17 protein-coding genes are annotated in these 20,281 nt (G+C 71.4%); 12 read left to right on the top strand and 5 right to left on the bottom strand.

Annotation, left to right across the window (positions count from 1 at the left end):
- The 7 genes from FM076_RS08060 to FM076_RS08030 all read left to right on the top strand — a co-directional run.
- Positions 1 to 740: cell division protein FtsQ/DivIB (locus tag FM076_RS08060; RefSeq protein WP_173869246.1), on the top strand; the 740-nt coding region annotated here is incomplete at its 5' end.
- Between the two features lie 578 nt (positions 741 to 1,318).
- Complete coding sequence (ftsZ, locus tag FM076_RS08055) at positions 1,319 to 2,563, top strand: cell division protein FtsZ (RefSeq protein ID WP_173869245.1); 1,245 nt, start codon at positions 1,319 to 1,321, stop codon at positions 2,561 to 2,563.
- Positions 2,560 to 3,291 carry a peptidoglycan editing factor PgeF gene (gene pgeF / locus FM076_RS08050; protein WP_173869244.1) on the top strand — a complete coding sequence of 244 codons (732 nt, stop codon included), beginning with the start codon at positions 2,560 to 2,562 and terminating at the stop codon, positions 3,289 to 3,291. The genes ftsZ and pgeF overlap by 4 nt, the downstream gene beginning before the upstream one ends.
- Before the next feature lie 3 nt (positions 3,292 to 3,294).
- Complete coding sequence (locus FM076_RS08045; protein WP_173869243.1) at positions 3,295 to 4,053, top strand: YggS family pyridoxal phosphate-dependent enzyme; 759 nt, start codon at positions 3,295 to 3,297, stop codon at positions 4,051 to 4,053.
- A 142-nt stretch (positions 4,054 to 4,195) separates the two neighbouring features.
- Positions 4,196 to 4,834 carry a cell division protein SepF gene (locus tag FM076_RS08040; protein WP_173869242.1) on the top strand — a complete coding sequence of 213 codons (639 nt, stop codon included), beginning with the start codon at positions 4,196 to 4,198 and terminating at the stop codon, positions 4,832 to 4,834.
- Positions 4,835 to 4,899: 65 nt separating this feature from the next.
- A complete protein-coding gene (locus tag FM076_RS08035) occupies positions 4,900 to 5,184 on the top strand; it encodes a YggT family protein (protein WP_173869241.1) in 285 nt (94 codons plus the stop codon).
- A gap of 52 nt (positions 5,185 to 5,236) precedes the next feature.
- Positions 5,237 to 6,388 (top strand): DivIVA domain-containing protein, encoded by a 1,152-nt coding sequence (locus FM076_RS08030; RefSeq protein WP_173869240.1) that lies wholly within the window; start codon positions 5,237 to 5,239, stop codon positions 6,386 to 6,388.
- A gap of 154 nt (positions 6,389 to 6,542) precedes the next feature.
- Here FM076_RS08030 and ileS read toward each other — a convergent pair whose 3' ends face one another.
- Positions 6,543 to 9,671: an isoleucine--tRNA ligase gene (gene ileS, locus FM076_RS08025; protein WP_173869239.1), complete on the bottom strand. Its 3,129-nt coding sequence runs from the start codon at positions 9,669 to 9,671 to the stop codon at positions 6,543 to 6,545.
- Between the two features lie 491 nt (positions 9,672 to 10,162).
- Here ileS and FM076_RS08020 point away from each other — a divergent pair, with 491 nt between their 5' ends.
- Both FM076_RS08020 and lspA read left to right on the top strand, forming a co-directional pair.
- On the top strand, positions 10,163 to 10,957 hold the full coding sequence (locus FM076_RS08020; RefSeq protein ID WP_173869238.1) for a TraR/DksA family transcriptional regulator: 795 nt from the start codon (positions 10,163 to 10,165) through the stop codon (positions 10,955 to 10,957).
- Between the two features lie 34 nt (positions 10,958 to 10,991).
- The gene (gene lspA, locus FM076_RS08015; RefSeq protein ID WP_428814731.1) at positions 10,992 to 11,582 is read left to right on the top strand and encodes a signal peptidase II; all 591 of its coding nucleotides are present in this window, start codon (positions 10,992 to 10,994) and stop codon (positions 11,580 to 11,582) included.
- Positions 11,583 to 11,631: 49 nt separating this feature from the next.
- On the opposite strand, the gene FM076_RS08010 is transcribed toward lspA, so the two are convergent.
- The gene (locus FM076_RS08010) at positions 11,632 to 12,840 is read right to left on the bottom strand and encodes a peptidase M6 (RefSeq protein ID WP_173869236.1); all 1,209 of its coding nucleotides are present in this window, start codon (positions 12,838 to 12,840) and stop codon (positions 11,632 to 11,634) included.
- Between the two features lie 163 nt (positions 12,841 to 13,003).
- Between FM076_RS08010 and FM076_RS08005 the strand changes: the two genes are divergently transcribed.
- Both FM076_RS08005 and FM076_RS08000 read left to right on the top strand, forming a co-directional pair.
- Positions 13,004 to 13,945, top strand: coding sequence for an RluA family pseudouridine synthase (locus FM076_RS08005; RefSeq protein WP_173869235.1), 942 nt, complete (start codon positions 13,004 to 13,006; stop codon positions 13,943 to 13,945).
- 3 nt (positions 13,946 to 13,948) lie between these two features.
- A complete protein-coding gene (locus FM076_RS08000) occupies positions 13,949 to 15,553 on the top strand; it encodes a Na+/H+ antiporter (protein WP_173869234.1) in 1,605 nt (534 codons plus the stop codon).
- Positions 15,554 to 15,599: 46 nt separating this feature from the next.
- On the opposite strand, the gene FM076_RS07995 is transcribed toward FM076_RS08000, so the two are convergent.
- Positions 15,600 to 16,637, bottom strand: coding sequence for a mechanosensitive ion channel family protein (locus FM076_RS07995; protein WP_173869233.1), 1,038 nt, complete (start codon positions 16,635 to 16,637; stop codon positions 15,600 to 15,602).
- Between the two features lie 168 nt (positions 16,638 to 16,805).
- On the opposite strand from FM076_RS07995, the gene FM076_RS07990 reads away from it, so the two are divergent.
- Positions 16,806 to 17,393 carry a dienelactone hydrolase family protein gene (locus tag FM076_RS07990; RefSeq protein ID WP_173869232.1) on the top strand — a complete coding sequence of 196 codons (588 nt, stop codon included), beginning with the start codon at positions 16,806 to 16,808 and terminating at the stop codon, positions 17,391 to 17,393.
- A gap of 136 nt (positions 17,394 to 17,529) precedes the next feature.
- Here the strand turns inward: FM076_RS07990 and FM076_RS07985 are convergent, their stop codons facing one another.
- Both FM076_RS07985 and FM076_RS07980 read right to left on the bottom strand, forming a co-directional pair.
- Positions 17,530 to 19,191: an alkaline phosphatase D family protein gene (locus FM076_RS07985; RefSeq protein WP_173874588.1), complete on the bottom strand. Its 1,662-nt coding sequence runs from the start codon at positions 19,189 to 19,191 to the stop codon at positions 17,530 to 17,532.
- Positions 19,192 to 19,371: 180 nt separating this feature from the next.
- The gene (locus FM076_RS07980) at positions 19,372 to 20,136 is read right to left on the bottom strand and encodes a thioredoxin domain-containing protein (protein WP_173869231.1); all 765 of its coding nucleotides are present in this window, start codon (positions 20,134 to 20,136) and stop codon (positions 19,372 to 19,374) included.
- Positions 20,137 to 20,281 lie beyond the last annotated feature (145 nt).

The following is a 20,281-nucleotide window of genomic DNA, read 5'->3' as shown; positions in this document are numbered from 1 at the left end:
CGCCCCCCTCGCCCGGGGCCGTGTCCGCGGCCCGGCTGCGGCGCCGCCGCCTGCTCGTCCTCCTCCTGGCACTCGCCCTGCCGCTCGGCGGATTCGCCACCTGGGCCCTCTATGGCTCCTCGTGGCTGCGCGTCGAGAGCGTCTCCGTCGACGGGACACGCGTCTTGACCGACTCCGAGGTCACCCGCGCGGCAGCGGTCCCCCTCGGGGAGCCGCTCATCAGCGTCGACAAGGGAGCCGTGCAGCGGCGCGTACGGGAGGCGCTGCCGCGCGTCCGCGACGTGGCCGCCGAACGCTCCTGGCCGCACGGCATCACCCTCACCGTGACCGAGCGCCGGCCCGAGCTGGTCGTGGAGAGTGCCGGGAAGTACATCGAAGTGGATGCGCAAGGCGTGCGATTCGCCACAGTCGGCAAGCCGCCGAAAGGCGTTCCGCTTCTCGTCGTGGAACCGAAGAGGCGCGCCGCCGAACGCTCCTTCACGACGGCGCGGCTGCGCCGGGAGGCGGCGCGGGTCGGTACCGCACTTCCCCCTCCCGTCCACCGCGCCACCCGTCTTGTGCGGGTCCGCTCCTACGACGACATCACCCTGGAACTGACGGGCGGCCGAACGGTGCGGTGGGGAAGTCCGGAGCGCGGCAAGGCGAAAGCCACCGCGCTGACCGCCTTGCTGAAAGCCGCCAGGGGCGCCACGCACTTCGACGTCACAGCCCCCAGCGCTCCGGCCGCTGGCAAGAGTTGACACACCGTCGCCTCCGGTACGGGGCAACCCCCGCGTCCCGGCCCGGGTTCGGCGAACGGCTGAGGTGCGGCGCTCCCGTGGCCGTGTCGGTTGACCGGGGCCGCCTCTCATGACCAGTCTGATCCCCTACCGGTCGGCGGCCGTGCCGGTTGACGGGCATAGCCGCTGGTGAGCACCCTGGATGGCTACCGCTTGGCCTGATGCTGCGTTCTCCCGGGGGACAACCCCCGTACCCCCGGCAGGGGTCGGCGAGCGCGCGGAGGTCTCCGATTCGGGGGGCTGTACCCGGGGACTCGGCGAACGGCTGGAGTCTCCCGGTCCGGTGGGCGCGTCAGTTGACGGGCATACCTGCTGGTGAGCACCCTGGATGGCTACCGCTTGGCCTGATCACATAGGGTGAAAAGAAAAACGGGAGGTTCGGCGTGTTCGTTGAACACCCAGCACTTGTCGACTTAGTGTCCGTTGCGAAGAGTCCAAGTAAGACAGGCACTGGTAACCCTAAACTTCACACTTAGGGTTCGGGTCGGCGTTCGAACCGCCCCACAGGGATACGTAACTCGAGGCGAGAGGCCTTCGACGTGGCAGCACCGCAGAACTACCTCGCAGTCATCAAAGTCGTCGGTATTGGCGGCGGTGGCGTGAACGCCATCAACCGGATGATCGAGGTCGGTCTCAAGGGCGTCGAGTTCATCGCGATCAACACTGACGCGCAAGCCCTGTTGATGAGCGACGCCGACGTCAAGCTCGATGTGGGCCGTGAGCTGACGCGCGGCCTGGGCGCCGGCGCCAACCCGGACGTCGGCCGCAAGGCGGCCGAGGACCACCGCGAGGAGATCGAGGAGGTCCTCAAGGGGGCCGACATGGTCTTCGTGACCGCGGGCGAGGGCGGCGGCACCGGCACCGGTGGCGCGCCCGTCGTGGCGAACATCGCCCGCTCGCTCGGCGCCCTCACCATCGGCGTGGTCACCCGCCCCTTCACGTTCGAGGGGCGCCGCCGGGCCAATCAGGCCGAGGACGGCATCGCGGGGCTGCGCGACGAGGTCGACACCCTGATCGTCATCCCCAACGACCGGCTGCTGTCCATCTCGGACCGCCAGGTCAGCGTGCTGGACGCCTTCAAGTCCGCGGACCAGGTGCTGCTCTCCGGTGTCCAGGGCATCACGGACCTCATCACCACCCCCGGCCTCATCAACCTCGACTTCGCGGACGTCAAGTCCGTCATGTCGGAGGCGGGCTCGGCCCTCATGGGCATCGGCTCGGCCCGCGGGGACGACCGCGCGGTGGCCGCCGCCGAGATGGCCATCTCCTCCCCGCTGCTGGAGGCGTCCATCGACGGGGCGCGCGGTGTGCTGCTGTCCATCTCCGGCGGCTCGGACCTGGGCCTGTTCGAGATCAACGAGGCCGCCCAGCTGGTGAGCGAGGCCGCCCACCCCGAGGCGAACATCATCTTCGGCGCCGTCATCGACGACGCGCTCGGCGACGAGGTCCGGGTCACCGTCATCGCCGCGGGCTTCGACGGCGGCCAGCCGCCGTCCAAGAAGGGGGAGAAGGCGCTCGGCGCGTCGTCCGCCGGCTCCTCGGCCCCGTCGTCGTCCTTCAAGGACGAGCCCTCCTCCACCGTGGATCCCGAGCCGGAGCGCCCCTCCTTCAGCGGCCTCGGTTCGGTGGCCCCGCCGCGTGAGGAGGAGGTGCCGCCCCGTCCGGAGCCGTCGCCGGTGAGCGACGTGCCGCCGCCTCCGCCGACCACCCCGCAGGTGCCGCCGGCCCGCCCGTACCACGACAGCCAGGCGGAAGAGCTGGATGTGCCGGACTTCCTGAAGTGATAACCGCGCAAGAGACGGTCAGCGGCGCGCACTTCGCCTTCACCGACAGGTGGGGCGGGGTGAGCGCCGCTCCGTATGAGGAGCTGAATCTCGGCGGTGCGGTCGGTGACGACCCCGAGGCGGTACGGGCCAACCGGGCGCGGGTCGCCCGCGCGCTCGGGCTGTCGCCCGACCAGGTGGTGTGGATGCACCAGGTGCACGGGCGCGAGGTGGCGGTCGTGGATGCGCCGTTCGGCGCGGACGCGCCGGGTGTCGACGGGGTGGTGACGGCGCGCCGGGGGCTCGCGCTCGCCGTGCTCACCGCCGACTGCACCCCCGTGCTGCTGGCCGACCCGGTCGCCGCAGTGGTGGGCGCGGCGCACGCGGGGCGGCCCGGACTCCAGGCGGGGGTGACGGGTGCGACGGTCGAGGCGATGGTGGAACTGGGCGCCGTACCGGAGCGCATCGTCGCGCGCACGGGCCCGGCGGTGTGCGGCCGGTGCTACGAGGTGCCCGAGCCGATGCGTGCCGAGGTCGCGGCGGCCGTCCCCGAGGCGTACGCCACCACCAGGCAGGGCACCCCGGCCGTGGACATGGCCGCCGGAGTGCGGGCGCAGCTCGCCCAGGCGGGTGTCACAAGATGGGAACAGTCTTCCGTATGCACCCTGGAATCGGGTGATCACTTCTCGTACCGCCGGGACAAGACCACCGGAAGACTTGCGAGTTATGTCTGGATCGAGGCGAGCTGAGCAGTGACGGGCACGAAGTCGCAGGAGTCCTCCGGAACGCCCGAGGCGGCGCGCAGGGCCGAGCTGGCCGCCAACCTCGCCCGGGTGGAGGAGCGCATCGAGAGCGCTTGCATCGCGGCGGGGCGCAAGCGTGAGGACGTCACCCTCATCGTCGTCACCAAGACCTACCCGGCCTCCGACGTCCGGCTGCTGGCCGAGCTGGGGGTGGTGGACGTCGCCGAGAACCGCGACCAGGAGGCGGCACCGAAGGCCGCCGCCTGCGCGGACGCGGGGCTGAGCTGGCACTTCGTGGGGCAGTTGCAGACCAACAAGGCGCGCTCGGTGGCCGGTTACGCCGATCGTGTCCACTCGGTGGACCGGCCCCGGCTGGTCACCGCCCTGGCGAACGGCGCCGTCCGCGCGGAGCGCGAGATCGGGTGCCTCCTCCAGGTCGCGTTCGACGCCGAGTCGGGCTCGGTCGGGGAGCGCGGCGGTGTGGCGCCGGACGGTGTGACGGATCTCGCGGAGGCGGTGACGGCGGCTCAGGGGTTGCGGCTCGACGGAGTGATGACCGTCGCGCCGTTGACCGGCCCGCTCGCCGGGCGGCCGAGGGAGGCGTTCGAGCGGCTGAGGGAAATCTCAACCCCCCTGCGGGCGGCGCATCCTGCTGCGACGATGGTTTCGGCGGGGATGAGCGCGGACCTTGAGGAGGCGGTGCTCGCCGGTGCGACACATGTGCGCGTCGGCAGCGCGGTACTCGGACAGCGCCCCCGGCTCCGGTAACGTCGCCAAGCGAGTTGGGCCACAGCAGAATATATGGTCATTTCCGCCGGAAAAGGCCGGTCGGAGAGGGCGCGTGGATCATCCCAGGGCCACCCGTTGACGGGGGCGGAGTCGATCCACCACAGAGCGGAGGACGCAGAGAATGGCCGGCGCGATGCGCAAGATGGCGGTCTACCTCGGCCTCGTGGAGGACGATGGGTACGACGGCCGGGGGTTCGACCCCGACGACGAGTTCGAGCCCGAGCCCGAGCCCGAACGCGACCGTCGGCGGTACGAGTCGGAAGAGTCACATCATTCCCTCCAGAAGACCGAACCGGACGAACCGGTGCGGGTCGTTCACCCGCCGGCGCAACGGGAGCGTGAGCAGGAGCCAACTCCGGCAGTTGCTGCCGAAAGTGGACGACCAGGGAGAATCGCCCCGGTGTCATCCATCACACCTGAACGCCCGAACGTCGAGAAGAGTGCCCCGGTGATCATGCCCAAGGTCGTGTCCGAACGTGAGCCGTACCGGATCACCACTTTGCACCCCCGGACCTACAACGAAGCCCGTACCATCGGGGAACACTTCCGTGAGGGCACTCCGGTGATCATGAATCTGACGGAGATGGACGACACCGACGCGAAGCGACTTGTCGACTTTGCGGCTGGTCTGGTCTTCGGTCTGCACGGCAGTATCGAGCGAGTGACGCAGAAGGTGTTCCTGCTGTCTCCTGCTAACGTCGATGTCACGGCGGAGGACAAGGCCCGCATCGCGGAGGGCGGGTTCTTCAACCAGAGCTGAGACAGGCAGGATCCAGGAACAGGCCGGAAGGCCGCACGAGCACCCCAGGGGAGAGGGAAGCGCAGATGAGAACCGCATTGGACGTGGTCCAAATCGCGCTGTACTGCTTCCTGCTCGTGCTGATCTTCCGGCTGGTGATGGACTACGTCTTCCAGTTCGCCCGCTCATGGCAACCCGGCAAGGCGATGGTGGTCGTTCTGGAGGCCGCCTACACTGTCACCGATCCGCCACTCAAGCTTTTGCGGCGGTTCATCCCACCGCTGCGCTTCGGGGGCGTGGCACTAGACCTGTCCTTCTTCGTGCTCATGATCATCGTCTACATCCTGATCAACGTCGTGGCCAGGCTGTGAACGATCGGAATGGTCTTGCCGGTATGCCGACGACTTACGTTGAGGTGAAGAGATGCCCCTGACCCCCGAGGACGTGCGGAACAAGCAGTTCACGACCGTCCGTCTGCGTGAAGGCTATGACGAGGACGAGGTCGATGCCTTCCTCGATGAGGTCGAAGCCGAGCTGACCCGACTGCTGCGCGAGAACGAGGATCTGCGCGCCAAGCTGGCGGCCGCCACACGCGCGGCCGCGCAGAACCAGCAACAGGGCGGCATGCGAAAGCCTCCTGAACCTCAGGACAGGCAGCAGCAAGGCGGGGCCCCCGTGCCCGCCGCCATATCCGGACCGCAGCCCGTCCCGCCCCAACAGCAGGGCATGGGCGGTCCGCCGCAGCTTCCCGGAGCGCAGGCGCAGCTCCCCGCGGGCCCCGGTGGGCCCGGCGGCCCCGGCGGCCCGGGTCCGCAGGCCGGTCCGATGGGCCCCGGCGGCCCCGGTCCGCAGCAGGGCGGTCCGATGGGTCCCGGTGGCCCGCAGGGCGGTCCGCAGATGCCCGGCCAGAACAACGACAGCGCCGCGCGCGTGCTGTCGCTGGCGCAGCAGACGGCCGACCAGGCGATCGCCGAGGCCCGTTCCGAGGCCAACAAGATCGTCGGCGAGGCCCGCAGCCGCGCCGAGGGTCTGGAGCGGGACGCCCGCGCCAAGGCCGACGCGCTGGAGCGGGACGCGCAGGAGAAGCACCGCGTGGCGATGGGCTCCCTGGAGTCCGCGCGCGCCACGCTGGAGCGCAAGGTCGAGGACCTGCGCGGCTTCGAACGCGAGTACCGTACGCGGCTGAAGTCGTACCTGGAGAGCCAGCTGCGGCAGCTGGAGAACCAGGCCGACGACTCGCTGGCCCCCCCGCGGACGCCGGCGACCGCCTCGCTGCCCGCGCCGACGCCCTCCATGGCCTCGGCCGGCGCGCCCGCGGGTGCGGCCACCGGTGGCGGCGGCACCATGGGCGGCCACCAGTCGATGGGCGCCAACGGCCACTCCATGGGCGGTCACGGCGGTCCCGGCCAGGGCCCGCACACCCAGGGCGGAGCCGGGCAGTCGTACGGCGGGCAGCAGCAGATGTCGCCCGCGATGACGCAGCCGATGGCGCCGGTGCGGCCGCAGGGTGGGCCGCAGGCCCAGCAGGCGCCCTCGCCGATGCGGGGCTTCCTCATCGACGAGGACGACAGCTGACACGCTGAACCTGGTATCAACGGGCCGGGCCCGAGAGCGACTCCAGCTCTCGGGCCCGGCCCGTTGTGGTGGGGGTGCCATTCCCCCTGCCCCGCCCCTTCCCCGGAAACCGGGGGAGGGGCGGGGCAGGGGAGAGAAACAGCCCGCCCCCGCCTTACGCCTTGCGGAGGCGGAAGGTGAGGGAGAGGCCCTCGTCCTCGAAGGAGGGGCCCTCCAGTTCCTCGGGGTCGCCTTGGGCGAAGTCCGTGGCGAGGACCTCCTCCGCGATGAGGAAGGTGTGCTCGGCCAGGGCGCGGGCGACCTCCTCGTCGGTGGACTGCCACCGCAGCTCGATGCGGTCGGCGACATCCAGCCCCGAGTTCTTGCGGGCTTCCTGGATGAGCCGGATGGCGTCCCGGGCCAGCCCCGTACGCCGCAGCTCGGGCGTGATCTCCAGGTCCAGGGCGACCGTGGCGCCGGCGTCGGAGGCCACGGACCAGCCCTCGCGCGGGGTCTCGGTGATGATGACCTCCTCGGGGCTGAGGGGGATGGTCTCGCCGTCGGCCTCGACGGAGGCGGTGCCCTGGCGCAGCGCGACCGACAGCGCGGCGGCGTCGGCCTCGGCGATGGCCTTGGCGACGGTCTGGGTGTTCTTGCCGAAGCGGCGGCCCAGTGCCCGGAAGTTGGCCTTGGCGGTGGTGTCGACCAGCGAGCCGCCCACCTCGGACAGCGAGGCGAGCTGCTCGACGTTGAGTTCCTCGGTGATCTGGGCGCGCATCTCCGGGGAGAGCGTCTCGAACCCCTGCGCGGCGATGAGTGCGCGGGACAGCGGCTGGCGGGTCTTGACACCGGACTCGGCGCGCGAGGCGCGGCCCAGCTCCACCAGGCGGCGGACCAGCAGCATGTCCTGGGAGAGTTCCGGGTCGATCCGGGACAGGTCGGCCTCGGGCCAGGAGGACAGGTGCACCGAGTCGGGGGCGCCGGGGGTGACGGGGACGATCAGGTCCTGCCACACGCGTTCGGTGATGAACGGGGTGAGGGGCGCCATGAGCTTGGTGACCGTCTCGATGACGTCGTGGAGGGTGCGCAGCGCGGCGGCGTCGGCCTGCCAGAAGCGGCGGCGGGAGCGGCGCACGTACCAGTTGGACAGGTCGTCGACGAAGGTGGACAGCAGCTTGCCCGCGCGCTGGGTGTCGTAGGCGTCCATGGCGATGGTGACCTGGTCGACCAGGGCGTGCAGTTCGCTGAGCAGCCAGCGGTCCAGCAGCGGGCGCCGCTCGGGCGCCGGGTCGGCCTCGGAGGGCGCCCAGCCGCCGGTGCGCGCGTACAGGGCCTGGAAGGCGACGGTGTTCCAGTAGGTCAGCAGGGTCTTGCGGACGACCTCCTGGATGGTGCCGTGCCCGACCCGGCGCGCGGCCCAGGGGGAGCCGCCGGCGGCCATGAACCAGCGCACCGCGTCCGCGCCGTGCTGTTCCATCAGCGGGATGGGCTCCAGGATGTTGCCCAGGTGCTTGGACATCTTGCGGCCGTCCTCGGCGAGGATGTGGCCGAGGCAGACGACGTTCTCGTAGCACGACTTGTCGAAGACGAGGGTGCCGACGGCCATCAGCGTGTAGAACCAGCCGCGGGTCTGGTCGATGGCCTCGGAGATGAACTGCGCGGGGTAGCGCTTCTCGAACAGTTCCTTGTTCTTGTACGGGTAGCCCCACTGCGCGAACGGCATCGAGCCCGAGTCGTACCAGGCGTCGATGACCTCCGGGACGCGGGTGGCCGTGCGGTCGCAGCCCTCGGCCGGGCAGCCGAAGGTGACCGCGTCGATGTAGGGGCGGTGCGGGTCGAGACCGGACTGGTCGCTGCCGGACAGCTCGCTCAGTTCGGCCAGCGAGCCGACGCAGGTGAGGTGGCCCTCCTCGCAGCGCCAGATGGGCAGCGGGGTGCCCCAGTAGCGGTTGCGGCTCAGCGCCCAGTCCACGTTGTTGTCGAGCCAGTCGCCGTAGCGGCCGTGCTTGACGGACTCGGGGAACCAGTTGGTGGCCTCGTTCTCCCGCAGCAGTGCTTCCTTGATCTGCGTGGTGCGGATGTACCACGACGGCTGCGGGTAGTAGATGAGGGCCGTGTGGCAGCGCCAGCAGTGGGGGTAGCTGTGCTCGTAGGCCACGTGCCGGAAGAGGAGGCCGCGCGCGTCCAGGTCCGCGACCAGGGCCTCGTCGGCCTTCTTGAAGAACTGGCCGCCGACCAGGTCCAGCCCGGGCTCGAACGTGCCGTCGGCGCGGACCGGGACGACGGGTTCGATGCCGTTGGCGCGGGCCACCCGGAAGTCGTCCTCACCGAAGGGCGCCAGGTGCACCATGCCGGTGCCGTCCTCGGTGGTGACATAGGTGTCGTTGACGACGAAGTGGGCGCCGGGGATGTCCACCAGCTCGAAGGGGCGCTGGTAGTGCCAGCCGTTCATCTCGCGGCCGGTGTAGCGCTGGCCGGTGATGTGCCACTCCTCGCCGAGCGCCTTGTCCAGCAGGGGCTCGGCGACGACGATCTTGTCGGTGCCGTTGGAGGCGACGACATAGGTGACATCGGGGTGTGCGGCCACCGCCACGTTGGACACCAGCGTCCAGGGCGTGGTCGTCCACACCATCAGCGACGCCTCGCCGGCCAGCGGGCCGGAGGTCAGCGGCATGGTGACGTAGACGGAGGGGTCGACGACCGTCTCGTAGCCCTGCGCCAGCTCGTGGTCGGACAGGCCGGTGCCGCAGCGCGGGCACCAGGGGGCGACGCGGTGGTCCTGGACCAGCAGCCCCTTCTCGAAGATCCGCTTGAGCGACCACCACACCGACTCGATGTACTCGGGGTTCATCGTGCGGTAGGCGTCGTCCAGGTCGACCCAGTAGCCCATGCGGGTCGTCAGCTCGGCGAACGCGTCGGTGTGCCGGGTGACCGACTCACGGCACCTGGCGTTGAACTCGGCGATGCCGTAGTCCTCGATGTCCTGCTTGCCGTTGAAGCCCAGCTCCTTCTCGACGGCCAGCTCCACCGGCAGCCCGTGGCAGTCCCACCCGGCCTTGCGGGCCACGTGGTAGCCGCGCATGGTGCGGAACCGGGGAAAGACGTCCTTGAAGACGCGGGCCTCGATGTGGTGGGCGCCGGGCATGCCGTTCGCCGTGGGCGGGCCCTCGTAGAAGACCCACTCGGGACGGCCCTCGGACATCTGGAGGCTGCGGGCGAACACCTTGCTCTCGCGCCAGAAGTCGAGCACCGCCCGCTCCAGCGCGGGCAGGTCGACCTGGGCGGGCACCTGGTTGTACTGCATCGTCGGGTCTTCTTCCTCCGGCGGACATCGAGAAGACGTCACGCGCCTTCACTACCGTCGGAGGGACGAGCTCGCCTGCCTGGCCGGCCAGCCCGCGGTACCACCCTCCTTGGCGGCGGGCCCGGATACGGCCCCTCCGCCCCCTCATTGGGACAGCGCTGCCGGTTCTACTCGCTCCACGGATTCCACAGGGGTTTCCACGGGGCTTTCTTCCGGCGGCTCCGGGGTGATCTTCACGCCGCGCTCGCCTCCGGGCTCCCACCGCCCCCGGATCGCTCTGGGCTGCCTACGGGCGCTACTCGTCCCCTTCATCGCCTTTCGCCGCCCCCAGTGTACGGGGATCCACGCGCGGCGGCGGAGCGGTTTTCGAGCGCCCGGGCGGGGCACAAAGGTTGCAGACCGGCGTGCCCCGTTGCCGTGCCCTTGGAGTCGATTTATCGTTCCGGTCACGTTTCGCGAGCAAGATCACAAAATGTGAAGGGGCCGCGGTCATGGTGGCTGAGGAGAGCGCCGCGAAGAAGACGGCAGCGTCGAAGAAGGCCACGACCGAGGCCGCGGCGGCCGGGAAGGCCGCGGGCGAGGAGGCGCCGGGGAAGAAGGCGGCCGCCAGGAAGGCGACGAAGAAGGCGACGAAGAAGGCGGGGGCGGAAGCGGGGGCGAAGAAGGCACCGGCGAAGAAAGCTCCGGCGAAGAAGGCCGCGGCGAAGAAGGCCGCGGCGCGACAGACAGCGGCCGACGCGGCCGCCGGCCGGCGGGACGGCGCCCAGGAGGCGTCCGCCGGGCGGGCCGCGCAGAAGACGACGGGAGCCAAGACGGTGGCTGCGAAGAAGACTCCGGCGGCGGCGCAGGCCGAGGCCGTGCCCTCGGCCCGGAACGGTGGGGCCGCGGCCCCCGGCGAACTGCCCGTGCGCCCGGACGAGGACCCCTGGACCCCGGCGGAGGTCGAGGAGGCCCGCTCGGGACTGCGGGACGAGGTCGAACGGCTGCGCGCCGAGATCGTGACCGCCGACGAGGCGCTCAGCGGTCTGATGCGCGACTCGGGCGACGGGGCGGGCGATGACGACGCCGACACCGGCACCAAGAACATCACGCGCGAGCACGAGATGGCGCTGGCCGCCAACGCCCGCGAGATGCTGTACCAGACCGAACGGGCCATGGAGCGGCTGGACGCGGGGACCTACGGCCTGTGCGAGAACTGCGGCCGGCCGATCGGCAAGGCCAGGATGCAGGCCTTTCCCCGAGCGACGCTGTGCGTGGAGTGCAAGCAGAAGCAGGAGCGCCGCTGAACCCGGCCCCTGGCGCATGTCGTACCCTCAAGGCGTGACTGAGGTGGAGCGGCCTATCGACAGCCCCGACGACGGCCCGGCCGGTGCGGAGAGTGACGAACAGGAGCGCGCGGAGGGGGAGTCGGCCGCTCCCGGGAGGCGCAGGCGGCGGATCGCCGTGCTGGTGTCGGTGGCCGCGCTCGCCTTCGTGCTGGACCTGGTCAGCAAGCTGGTCGTGGTCGCCGAGCTGGAGAACCACGCGCCGATCGAGCTGCTCGGCTCCTGGCTGCGACTCAACGTCATCCGCAACCCCGGCGCCGCCTTCGGCATCGGCGAGGCGCTGACGATCCTGCTGACCGCCATCGCGGTGGCCGTGATCGTGGTGATCGCGCGGATCGCGCGGAAGCTCTACAGCCTGCCCTGGGCCATCGCGCTGGGGATGCTGCTGGGCGGCGCCTGCGGGAACCTGGCCGACCGGATCTTCCGGGCCCCGGGGGTCTTCCAGGGCGCGGTCGTGGACTTCATCGCCCCCCGGCACTTCGCGGTCTTCAACCTCGCCGACTCGGCCATCGTCTGCGGCGGTGTCCTGATCGTGCTGCTCTCCTTCCGCGGCCTCGACCCGGACGGGACCGTCCACCGGGACTGACCGGCCTGCGAGCCGTCGCCGGAGCCGGCCGCCGGGCCGGTCCGGGCGGCTACCGGCCCACCTTCTCGGGGACGTGGACGCGTATCCGGTAGCCGTCGTCGGCCGCCCCGGTCACCGTGATCCGTATCCCGCCTCGGAAGGTGTGGCTCCGGCCCGGGGTGAAGGGGGCGTCCGACATCTCGGCCAGCTCGGCGGGCAGCCGGTCGGCACACGCCTGTCCGCCGCCGCTGTGCGGCCGGGCGTCGACGACACGGACCGGGCCCTCACCGGTGGGGGTCGCGGAGTCGACGGTGTAGAGGAGCACCCCCTCCGCGCAGATGTCCCTGTCGAGTCCGGAGCGCCCGCGGGTCTCGGCGACGATCGCGCTGTGGCGGCCCGTCCGTATGACGGCGATGCCCGCCTCGCGGGAGCTGATGGGCGGCAGGCGGTGCTCGGTGGTGCCGGGCGCGGTGACGCAGCCGACGCGGGAACGGGACAGCCAGCCGAACTTCCACTTGTGCCAGCCCAGCAGGTCGGAGATCCCGGCCATGCTCATGGTGTCCCAGCCGCCGACGTACTCCACCGAGGCGTTCTCGGCGACGTTGTAGAGGTCGGGCAGGCCGTAGAGGTGGTTGGCCTCGTGGACGAAGTTGCCGCGCTGCCACAGCGCCGAGTCGGACCGGCGCCCGAAGATCAGTGCCGCCCCGCGCACCCGGGTGCCGCCCGCCTCCAGTCCGTCGAAGGTGTGGGCCTGGGAGACGGTCGGCGCGGCGGGGATGTTGCGGTCGGCGACGACGAAGACCAGATCGGCGCCCCGTACCTCGGTGCCCTGACGCCGCGCGGCCTCCAGCGCGTCCTTCACGTAGCCGCGCATCACAGCGGTGGGGATGCCGCGGGTGATCCCGTAGGAGGACCACGGCCGCGGCATGCGTATCCAGTGGGGGCTGGGCGCGATCTCCAGCCGGTACTTCCCCCACGAGGCGCGGTCGAGGAAGCGGTCGCCGTACCGGGAGAAGAAGCGGGCGCGCTCGCGGGCCGGGGAGACGGCCGGGCGGTCGCTGAAGTCGACCATCAGCATCAGCGCCCGCTTGTGACCCCGGGGGTGGACGAAGGCCGGGTCGAGGGGGCCCTCGTCGGTGCCGGGGCCGGGCTCTATGGCGCACGGCCCCGCGATGCCCTCCGCGGCGGCGACCCGGACCGGGGCCAGGGTGAGGCAGGCGGTGGCCAAGGCTGTGACCAGCGCCAGCGCGGAGTGCTTCGGCGTCCTGCGCGGCGTCATCGGCTTCGTCCCTCCGCATTCGCTCGCGGCCCCGAGGCGTGTCCTCCCCGTCACACGGTCGGCCCGGCGCGCGGGGCACGCACGCCGGGGCGGGCCGCGCGGGTGAGCCGCCCGGGGCGTGGGCGTGCGGGGCCGTACGGGTGCGTCCGGCATACTCGATCAGGTGAGCACGCTTCCTGAGACCCGCACCCTGCCCGTACCCGACGGCCTCGAAGGCGAGCGCGTCGATGCCGCGCTCGCCCGGATGTTCGGCTTCTCGCGGACCAAGGCGGCGGAACTGGCCGCCGGCGGGAAGGTGCTGCTGGACGGGGCGCCCGCGGGCAAGTCCGACCGGGTGCAGGGCGGGGCGTGGCTCGAGGTCGAGATGCCCCAGCAGGCCCAGCCGGTACGGGTCGTGGCCGAGCCCGTCGAGGGCATGGAGATCGTGCACGACGACGACGACCTCGTCGTGATCGTCAAGCCGGTCGGTGTCGCCGCGCACCCCAGCCCCGGCTGGAGCGGGCCCACCGTCATCGGCGGGCTGGCCGCCGCCGGGTACACCATCGCCACCTCCGGCGCCGCCGAGCGGCAGGGCATCGTGCACCGGCTGGACGTGGGCACCTCCGGGCTGATGGTCGTCGCCAAGTCGGAGCGTGCCTACACGCTCCTCAAGCGGCAGTTCAAGGAGCGCACCGTCGACAAGCGCTACCACGCGCTCGTCCAGGGCCACCCCGATCCGCTCAGCGGCACCATCGACGCCCCCATCGGCCGCCACCCGCAGCACGACTACAAGTGGGCCGTCACCTCCGACGGCAAGCCCTCGGTGACCCACTACGACCTGATCGAGGCGTTCCGGGCCGCCAGCCTGCTCGACATCAAGCTGGAGACCGGCCGCACCCACCAGATCCGGGTGCACATGGCCGCGCACCGGCACCCCTGTGTGGGCGACCTCACCTACGGGGCCGACCCGACGCTGGCCAAGCGGCTGAAGGTGGAGCGCCAGTGGCTGCACGCCGTACGGCTCGGGTTCGAACACCCGGGGGACGGGCGCTGGGCGGAGTTCGAGAGCGCCTACCCCGCGGACCTCCAGGCCGCGCTGGACAGGGTGCGCGCCGAGAGCGCCTGATCCATGGATCAGCTCGCCCTCTTCTTCGCCCTGCTGCTCGCCGCCGTCGTCATGGTCCCGCTGGGGGACAAGGTCAACCTCCCCTCACCGGTGCTCATGACGATCTTCGGCGGGGTCCTGGCGCTGATCCCGTCCGTCCCGAACGTCACGCTGCCACCGGAGTACATCTTGCCGCTGGTGCTGCCGCCGCTGATCTACGCGGCGGCCCAGCGCACCTCCTGGCGGCAGTTCGCGGCGAACAAGCGGCCGATCTTCCTGATGGCCGTCGCGCTGGTCTTCGTCACCACCGCCGCGGTGGCCGCCGTCGCCAACGCGCTGGTGCCCGGGCTCGGCGTGGCCGGCGCCGTGGCGCTGGGCGCCCTGGTCGCCCCGCCCGACCCGGTCGCCGCCACGGCGGTCGCGGGCACCGTGGGACTGCCCCGGCGCCTGGTCTCCGCACTGGAGGGCGAGGGACTCTTCAACGACGTGACGGCCATCACCCTCTACCACGTGGCCATCGCCGCCGCCGTCACGGGCACCTTCTCGCTGCCGGTCGCCGCCGGGGAACTGGTGCTCTCCTGCGTGGTCGCCGTCGCCGTCGGCCTCGCGCTGGGCTGGGTCGCCAGCAAGCTCATGGGCTACCTCGGGGACGCCACCCTCCAGACCGGGCTGACGCTGCTGGTGCCGTTCGCCTCCTACGTGCTGGCCGAGGAGCTGATGGGCTCCGGTGTGCTGGCCGTGCTGATGACGGCGCTCTACCTGGCCTCCGGGCGCGCCGTGGACGCGGACGACGTCCAGGGGCGGCTGGCCGGGCAGACGTTCTGGCAGATCGTGGACACCCTGGTGACCGGTGTCGCCTTCGGGCTGATCGGGCTGGAGCTGCACACGATCTTCGACACGGTCCAGGACGAGTGGCGGCAGCTGCTGCCCGCCGCGCTCGCGGTCGTCGCCGTGGTCGTCGTCCTGCGGCTGCTGTGGCTGCTGCCCACCGCGTGGCTGGCCCAGCGGCTGCACCAGCGCAAGGACCTCGACGAGGACATCCCGCGCAACTGGCGCGAGACGGTCGTCGTGTGGTGGTCGGGGATGCGCGGAGTGGCCTCGGTGGCGCTGGCGCTCGCCGTCCCGCTGACGGTGGAGCCCGAGGCCGGGGGCGGCGCCTTCCCCGGCCGGGAGGCCATCATCTTCATCGCGTTCGCCGTGGTGATCGTCACGCTGATCTTCCAGGGTCTGACCCTGCCCTGGCTCGTCCAGCGGCTGAACGTCCAGGCCGACAGCGCCGCCGAGCGCGAGCTGGAACGGCAGCTCGCCCTGCGGGTGGCCAAGGCGGCCCGCAGGCGGCTGCGGGAGATCGAGGAGGTCGAGGACCTGCCCGAGGAGGTCTCCGAGGCGCTGGTGCGGCGGGCCTGGGACGTGGGAGCCAGGATCTCCCCCGACATCGTCGACGAGGAGCGCCGCGCCGCCCACCGCAAGCGCGTGGCCCGCGCGCAGAAGCTGCGCCGGCTCCAGGGCGAGCTGCTGTCCGCCGCCCGGCACGAGGTGCTCGCGGCGCGGAGCGAGGCCGGGGTGGACCCGGAGGTCGTGGACCGGGTGCTGCACCAGCTGGACGTGCGCAGCTTCCGGGGTATCTGACCTCACCGGGGCGGTGGCGGAGTGCCCCTCCGGGCGCCCCCGGTGCTCAGACCAGCTTCTCCTGCTGGATGTGGCGGATGCCCGGCAGCGCCTCCGGGTGGTAGGTCTTCAGCCAGGTGATCAGCTGCTCGCGCACCGAGCAGCGCAGCGTCCACAGGTCGTCCGAGGTGCGGGCGGTCATGGCGACCCGGACCTCGATCGTGGAGGGCGTGGTGTCGGTCACCACCAGGCTCCAGCTGCGGCCGTCCCACTCGTCGCTGGCCCGCACCAGCTCCTCGGCCTTGGCGCGCAGCTCCTCGACGGGGGCCGTGTGGTCCAGGTGGAGGTAGACCGTGCCGGTCATCTGCGGGCCGCCGCGCGACCAGTTCTCGAACGGCCGGCTGGTGAAGTACGAGACCGGCATCGTGATCCGGCGCTCGTCCCAGGTCAGGATCACCAGGTAGGAGACGGTGATCTCCTCCACCGTGCCCATCTCGCCGTCCACCACGACCTCGTCGCCGATCCGCACCATGTCGCCGAACGCGATCGACAGCCCCGCGAACAGGTTGCCCAGTGTCGCCTGGGCGGCGATACCGGCGACGATGCCCAGCACACCGGCCGAGGCCAGCATCGAGGTGCCGAACGTCTTCATACCGGGGAACTGGAGCAGCACCGCCGCCACCGCGATCACCGTCACCACGGCGGTGATCAGGCGCCGGATCAACGTCAGCTGGGTGCGGACGCGCCGTCCCCGCGCCGGGTCGTGGGTGGCGCCCGCGTACTTGGCGGCGATCGTCTCCGTTATCGCGGCGACGACCCGGAGGATCAGCCAGGCCGAGGCCGCGATCAGGATGACCGTCAGCCACAGGTCCACACCGTCCCGGTGGTCCTTGGCCAGATGGGTGGCGTCGAAGAAACCGCTCACCAGCGCGACGAAGAGCACCGCCTGGAACGGAACGCGGCCGCTGCGCAGCAGCCCCCACATCGGGGTCTCCGGATGCCGCACGTCCAGCCGGACCAGCAGGCGGTCGACGGCCCAGGCGAGCACGTACGAGAGCACGATCGCGCCACCGAAGACGATGACGGGCCGGAGCACGTTCTCCATGGTCGCCTTTCTCCTAGGGCTCTCCCGCGGCCTTCTCGCCGGCCGCCGGGGGAAGGAGGACGGTCGCGCGTACGGCCGTCCGGGGCCAGGGGACGACCGTACCTGGCACCATGTGGAGTACCCGGCTCCAGAGCTCTCAGCGGGGCTCTTTGTGAAGGAAGTGACACTGTGGCTCCCGTTTCGATCATCCTCTTCCACTCCGTGTGCGGGCTCACCGCGGATGTGCACGCCGCCGCGGACCGGCTGCGCGCCGCGGGGCACGAGGTGATCACCCCCGACCTGTTCGACGGGCGGACCGCCGCGTCGGTGGAGGAGGGGATGCGGATGCGCGAGGAGGACACCGCTCCCGACCGCGACGAGCTGCTGAAGCGGGCCGTGAAGGCCGCGGCACCGCACGCGGAGAAGGGGCTGGTCTACGCGGGCTTCTCGCTGGGCGGCTCCCTCGCCCAGACCCTCGCGCTGGCGGACGAGAAGGCACGGGGCCTGGTCCTCCTGTCCGGGACCTCCGACATCCCTCAGGACGCCGCGGTCGACGACCTGCCCGTCCAGCTCCACGTCGGGGACCCCGACGCCTTCGAGCCGCACGACTGGCTGACCGCCTGGTACCTGCGGATGCAGCGGGCCGGCGCGGACGTGGAGGTGCACCGCTATCCGGCCGTCGGCCACCTGTACACGCACGCCGAGCTGGAGGACTACGACAAGGACGCGGCGGAGCGCACCTGGCGGACGGTGCTGGGCTTCCTGGAGACGCTGTAGCCGTCCGAGCCCCGGGGGCGGCCAGACGGTGCCCATCCCCCGGGTCCCAGCCGCTCCAGCAGTGCGAAGCGCGGGTCGATGACCTGTCCGCGCCGCCCCCGGGTTCCCCCTGTCATGGGGTGAGGCGTACGGGCTGTCATGGGGTGAGGCGTACGGGCTCCTCGCTCCGCTCGACCCGCTGCGAGCCGGAGGCGGTGCGGTAGGAGCGGCGCACGGTGGCGGTGGCGTCCGGGTCGGTCTTGTCGGAGAGCACCCAGTAGTCCATCTGGGCCCGCGCGGCGTCCAGGTCCAGCACTCCGAATCCGTGCGAGTCCATGTCCACCCAGCGCACATGGCGGTTGGCGGCGCGTACCGCCGCCTCGGCGACGCCGGAGAGGGTGTCGGGCGCCACGTGCAGGGTGTCGTCGAGATTGTCGGAGGTGACGGAGGTGATGACGAACTCCGTGGCCACCGGCGGCTCGTGCGGGTGGTCGGCGGCCCGCACGGGCACCTCGTTGGCCCAGTTCATATGGATGTCGCCGGTGAGGAAGACGGTGTCGGTGATGCGGTTGTCGCACAGGTGGGTGAGGAGTTCGCGTCTGTCGTCGGTGTACCCGTCCCACTGGTCGGTGTTGACGGCCAGCCCCTCCTGCGGGACGCCCAGGCACGCGGCGAGCGGGCCGAGGAGCTTCGCGGGGACGGAGCCGAAGGCGACCGGGGAGATCATCACCGGGTTGCCGACCAGCTTCCAGCGGGCCGTGGAGGACAGCAGCCCCTTCTTCAGCCAGTCGAGCTGCCGGCGCCCGGTAAGGGTGCGGTCCGGGTCGTCGATGGTGTCCCCGTCGCCCACCCGGGGCTGTGCGTCGCGGAACGAGCGCAGGTCCAGCAGGTGCAGGTCGGCCAGTTGTCCGAAGCGCAGCCGCCGGAAGGTGGTGCCCGCGGTGGAGGGGCGTACCGGAAGCCACTCGAAGTAGGCCTGCCTGGCCGCCGCCATGCGCCGTCCCCAGTCGCCCTCGGTGCCAGGGGTGTGGTTGGCCGCGCCGCCGGAGAAGGCGTTGTCCGCGAACTCGTGGTCGTCCCAGATGGCGATGAGGGGGTGGGCCGCGTGCAGGGCCCGCAGATCGGCGTCGGTCTTGTAGTGGCCGTGCCGGACGCGGTAGTCGGCCAGGGAGACGGTCTCGTGCTCCGGTCGCACGGCGCGCACGACCGTGTCGCCGGCGGGGTACTCGCCGTGCCCGTACTCGTAGAGGTAGTCGCCCAGGTGCAGCACCGCGTGCAGGTCCGAGCGGGCGGCCAGGTGGCGGTAGGAGGCGAAGTAGCCGCCCTCGTAGTTGGCGCACGAGACCACGCCGAAGCGGAGCCCGGCCACCGCGGCGTCCTCGGCGGGCGCGGTGCGGGTGCGCCCGGTGGGGGAGTGGACACCTCCGGCGGTGAAGCGGAAGTAGTACGTGGTGGCCGGGCGCAGTCCGCGCACATCGGCCTTGACGGTGTGGTCGGCGGCGGCCCGCGCCTTCGCGGTGCCGCGTGCGGCGGTCCTGGCGAACTCCCGGTCCTCGGCGACCTCCCAGGCCACCTCGACGGGGGCGCCCTTGCCGGAACCGGGGGTCGCCTCCGGCTCGGGGGTGACCCGGGTCCACAGCAGGACGCCGTCCGGCAGCGGGTCGCCCGAGGCGACACCGTGCAGGAAGGCGGGCTGCCGCGGGGCGGGTTCGGCGCTGGCCCCGGGTACGGCACCGGCCAGCGGCAGCAGCGCGGCCCCGGCCGCACCGGCGGCGACGACGGAGCGGCGGCGCGGCGCGGGCAGCGCGCGCTCGGGCAGGGCCTGTTCGGGCAGGGCCTGTTCGGTGGTGGCGGAGTCTCCAGTAGTCACGGGCGGTCATGTTACGCAGCGGTAAGGAAGAGGGGCGGACCGCATCGGTGATGCGGTCCGCCCCTCGTGCGCAATACCGGACCGGCACGGGCTCCGCCCGGAACCCCGCCGCGCTCCCGTCCCGCCGGGCTACTGCTTCTTCTCGCCCCCGGAGCCCGACTTCAGGTCCACGCCCATGTCCTTGAGCTTGCCCGGCAGGTCCTGCGGCTGGACCTGCTCACCGTCGATCTTGACGGTGGGGGTGGCCTGGATCTCGGCGCCGTTGAAGCCGGCGATCATGTCCTTGGCCCACTTGTTGTACTTCTTGCCCTTGACGGCCTTCTCGAACGTCTTGTTGTCCTTCAGTTCGGGGACCGTGTCCGAGACCTTGAGCAGGTAGGCGTTGTCCGCGAACTTGTCGTCCTGCTCCTCGGGGTGCCACTTCTTGGAGTACAGCGCCTGCTTGTACTCGGCGAACGCCTTGACGCTCACCGCCTTGGCGGCACCCAGCGCGCGGGCGGCGTTCCGGGAGCCGGAACCGCCCATGTTGTCGTCGATGATCGAGCCGAGGTGGACGCGCAGCTTGTACTTGCCCTGCTCGGCGCCCTTCTGGAGCTGCTCGCCCATCGCCTGCTCGAAGCTGGCGCACGCCGGGCAGCGCAGGTCCTCGTAGACGTCGACGGTCTTCTCCGCCTTGGCACCGGCGGTGGTGACGGCCATGTCGTCGCCGGTGTCCTTGTCGTTCAGCTTGGCGACCAGGACGCCGATGCCGGCCACCACGACCAGCACCGCGACCACCGTGAGACCGACCAGCAGCTGCCGCCGCGTCCGCTCCTTCTTCGCCTGCCGCTCCCGTTCGGCGCGCAGCCGCTCACGGGCCGCACGCTTGGCTTCAGGGCTGTTGCGCTTGCTCATGCTTGTTCTTCTCCGTCATGTCCGTACGCGAATGGAACCCGAACCGGTCAGGCCGCCGGGGTGGCGGCGGACACGGGCGGGCCGCGACGGTGCACGGAGTGCGACAGCAGCGGCAGCGCACGAGGGGTACGGACGGCGCGGGGGC

It is taken from the genome of Streptomyces albus subsp. chlorinus (assembly GCF_013302895.1).
Lineage (GTDB): Bacteria > Actinomycetota > Actinomycetes > Streptomycetales > Streptomycetaceae > Streptomyces > Streptomyces chlorinus.
This window is presented reverse-complemented; position numbering and strand designations above follow the sequence as displayed.

Excerpts from the sequence above, each read along its gene's own strand:
- FM076_RS07980 (WP_173869231.1), bottom strand. The coding sequence starts at position 20,136 with ATGAGCAAGCGCAACAGCCCTGAAGCCAAGCGTGCGGCCCGTGAGCGG.
- FM076_RS08035 (WP_173869241.1), top strand. The coding sequence starts at position 4,900 with ATGAGAACCGCATTGGACGTGGTCCAAATCGCGCTGTACTGCTTCCTG.
- FM076_RS08010 (WP_173869236.1), bottom strand. The coding sequence starts at position 12,840 with ATGACGCCGCGCAGGACGCCGAAGCACTCCGCGCTGGCGCTGGTCACA.
- FM076_RS07995 (WP_173869233.1), bottom strand. The coding sequence starts at position 16,637 with ATGGAGAACGTGCTCCGGCCCGTCATCGTCTTCGGTGGCGCGATCGTG.
- FM076_RS08020 (WP_173869238.1), top strand. The coding sequence starts at position 10,163 with ATGGTGGCTGAGGAGAGCGCCGCGAAGAAGACGGCAGCGTCGAAGAAG.
- FM076_RS08040 (WP_173869242.1), top strand. The coding sequence starts at position 4,196 with ATGGCCGGCGCGATGCGCAAGATGGCGGTCTACCTCGGCCTCGTGGAG.
- FM076_RS08000 (WP_173869234.1), top strand. The coding sequence starts at position 13,949 with ATGGATCAGCTCGCCCTCTTCTTCGCCCTGCTGCTCGCCGCCGTCGTC.
- FM076_RS08030 (WP_173869240.1), top strand. The coding sequence starts at position 5,237 with ATGCCCCTGACCCCCGAGGACGTGCGGAACAAGCAGTTCACGACCGTC.
- ileS (WP_173869239.1), bottom strand. The coding sequence starts at position 9,671 with ATGCAGTACAACCAGGTGCCCGCCCAGGTCGACCTGCCCGCGCTGGAG.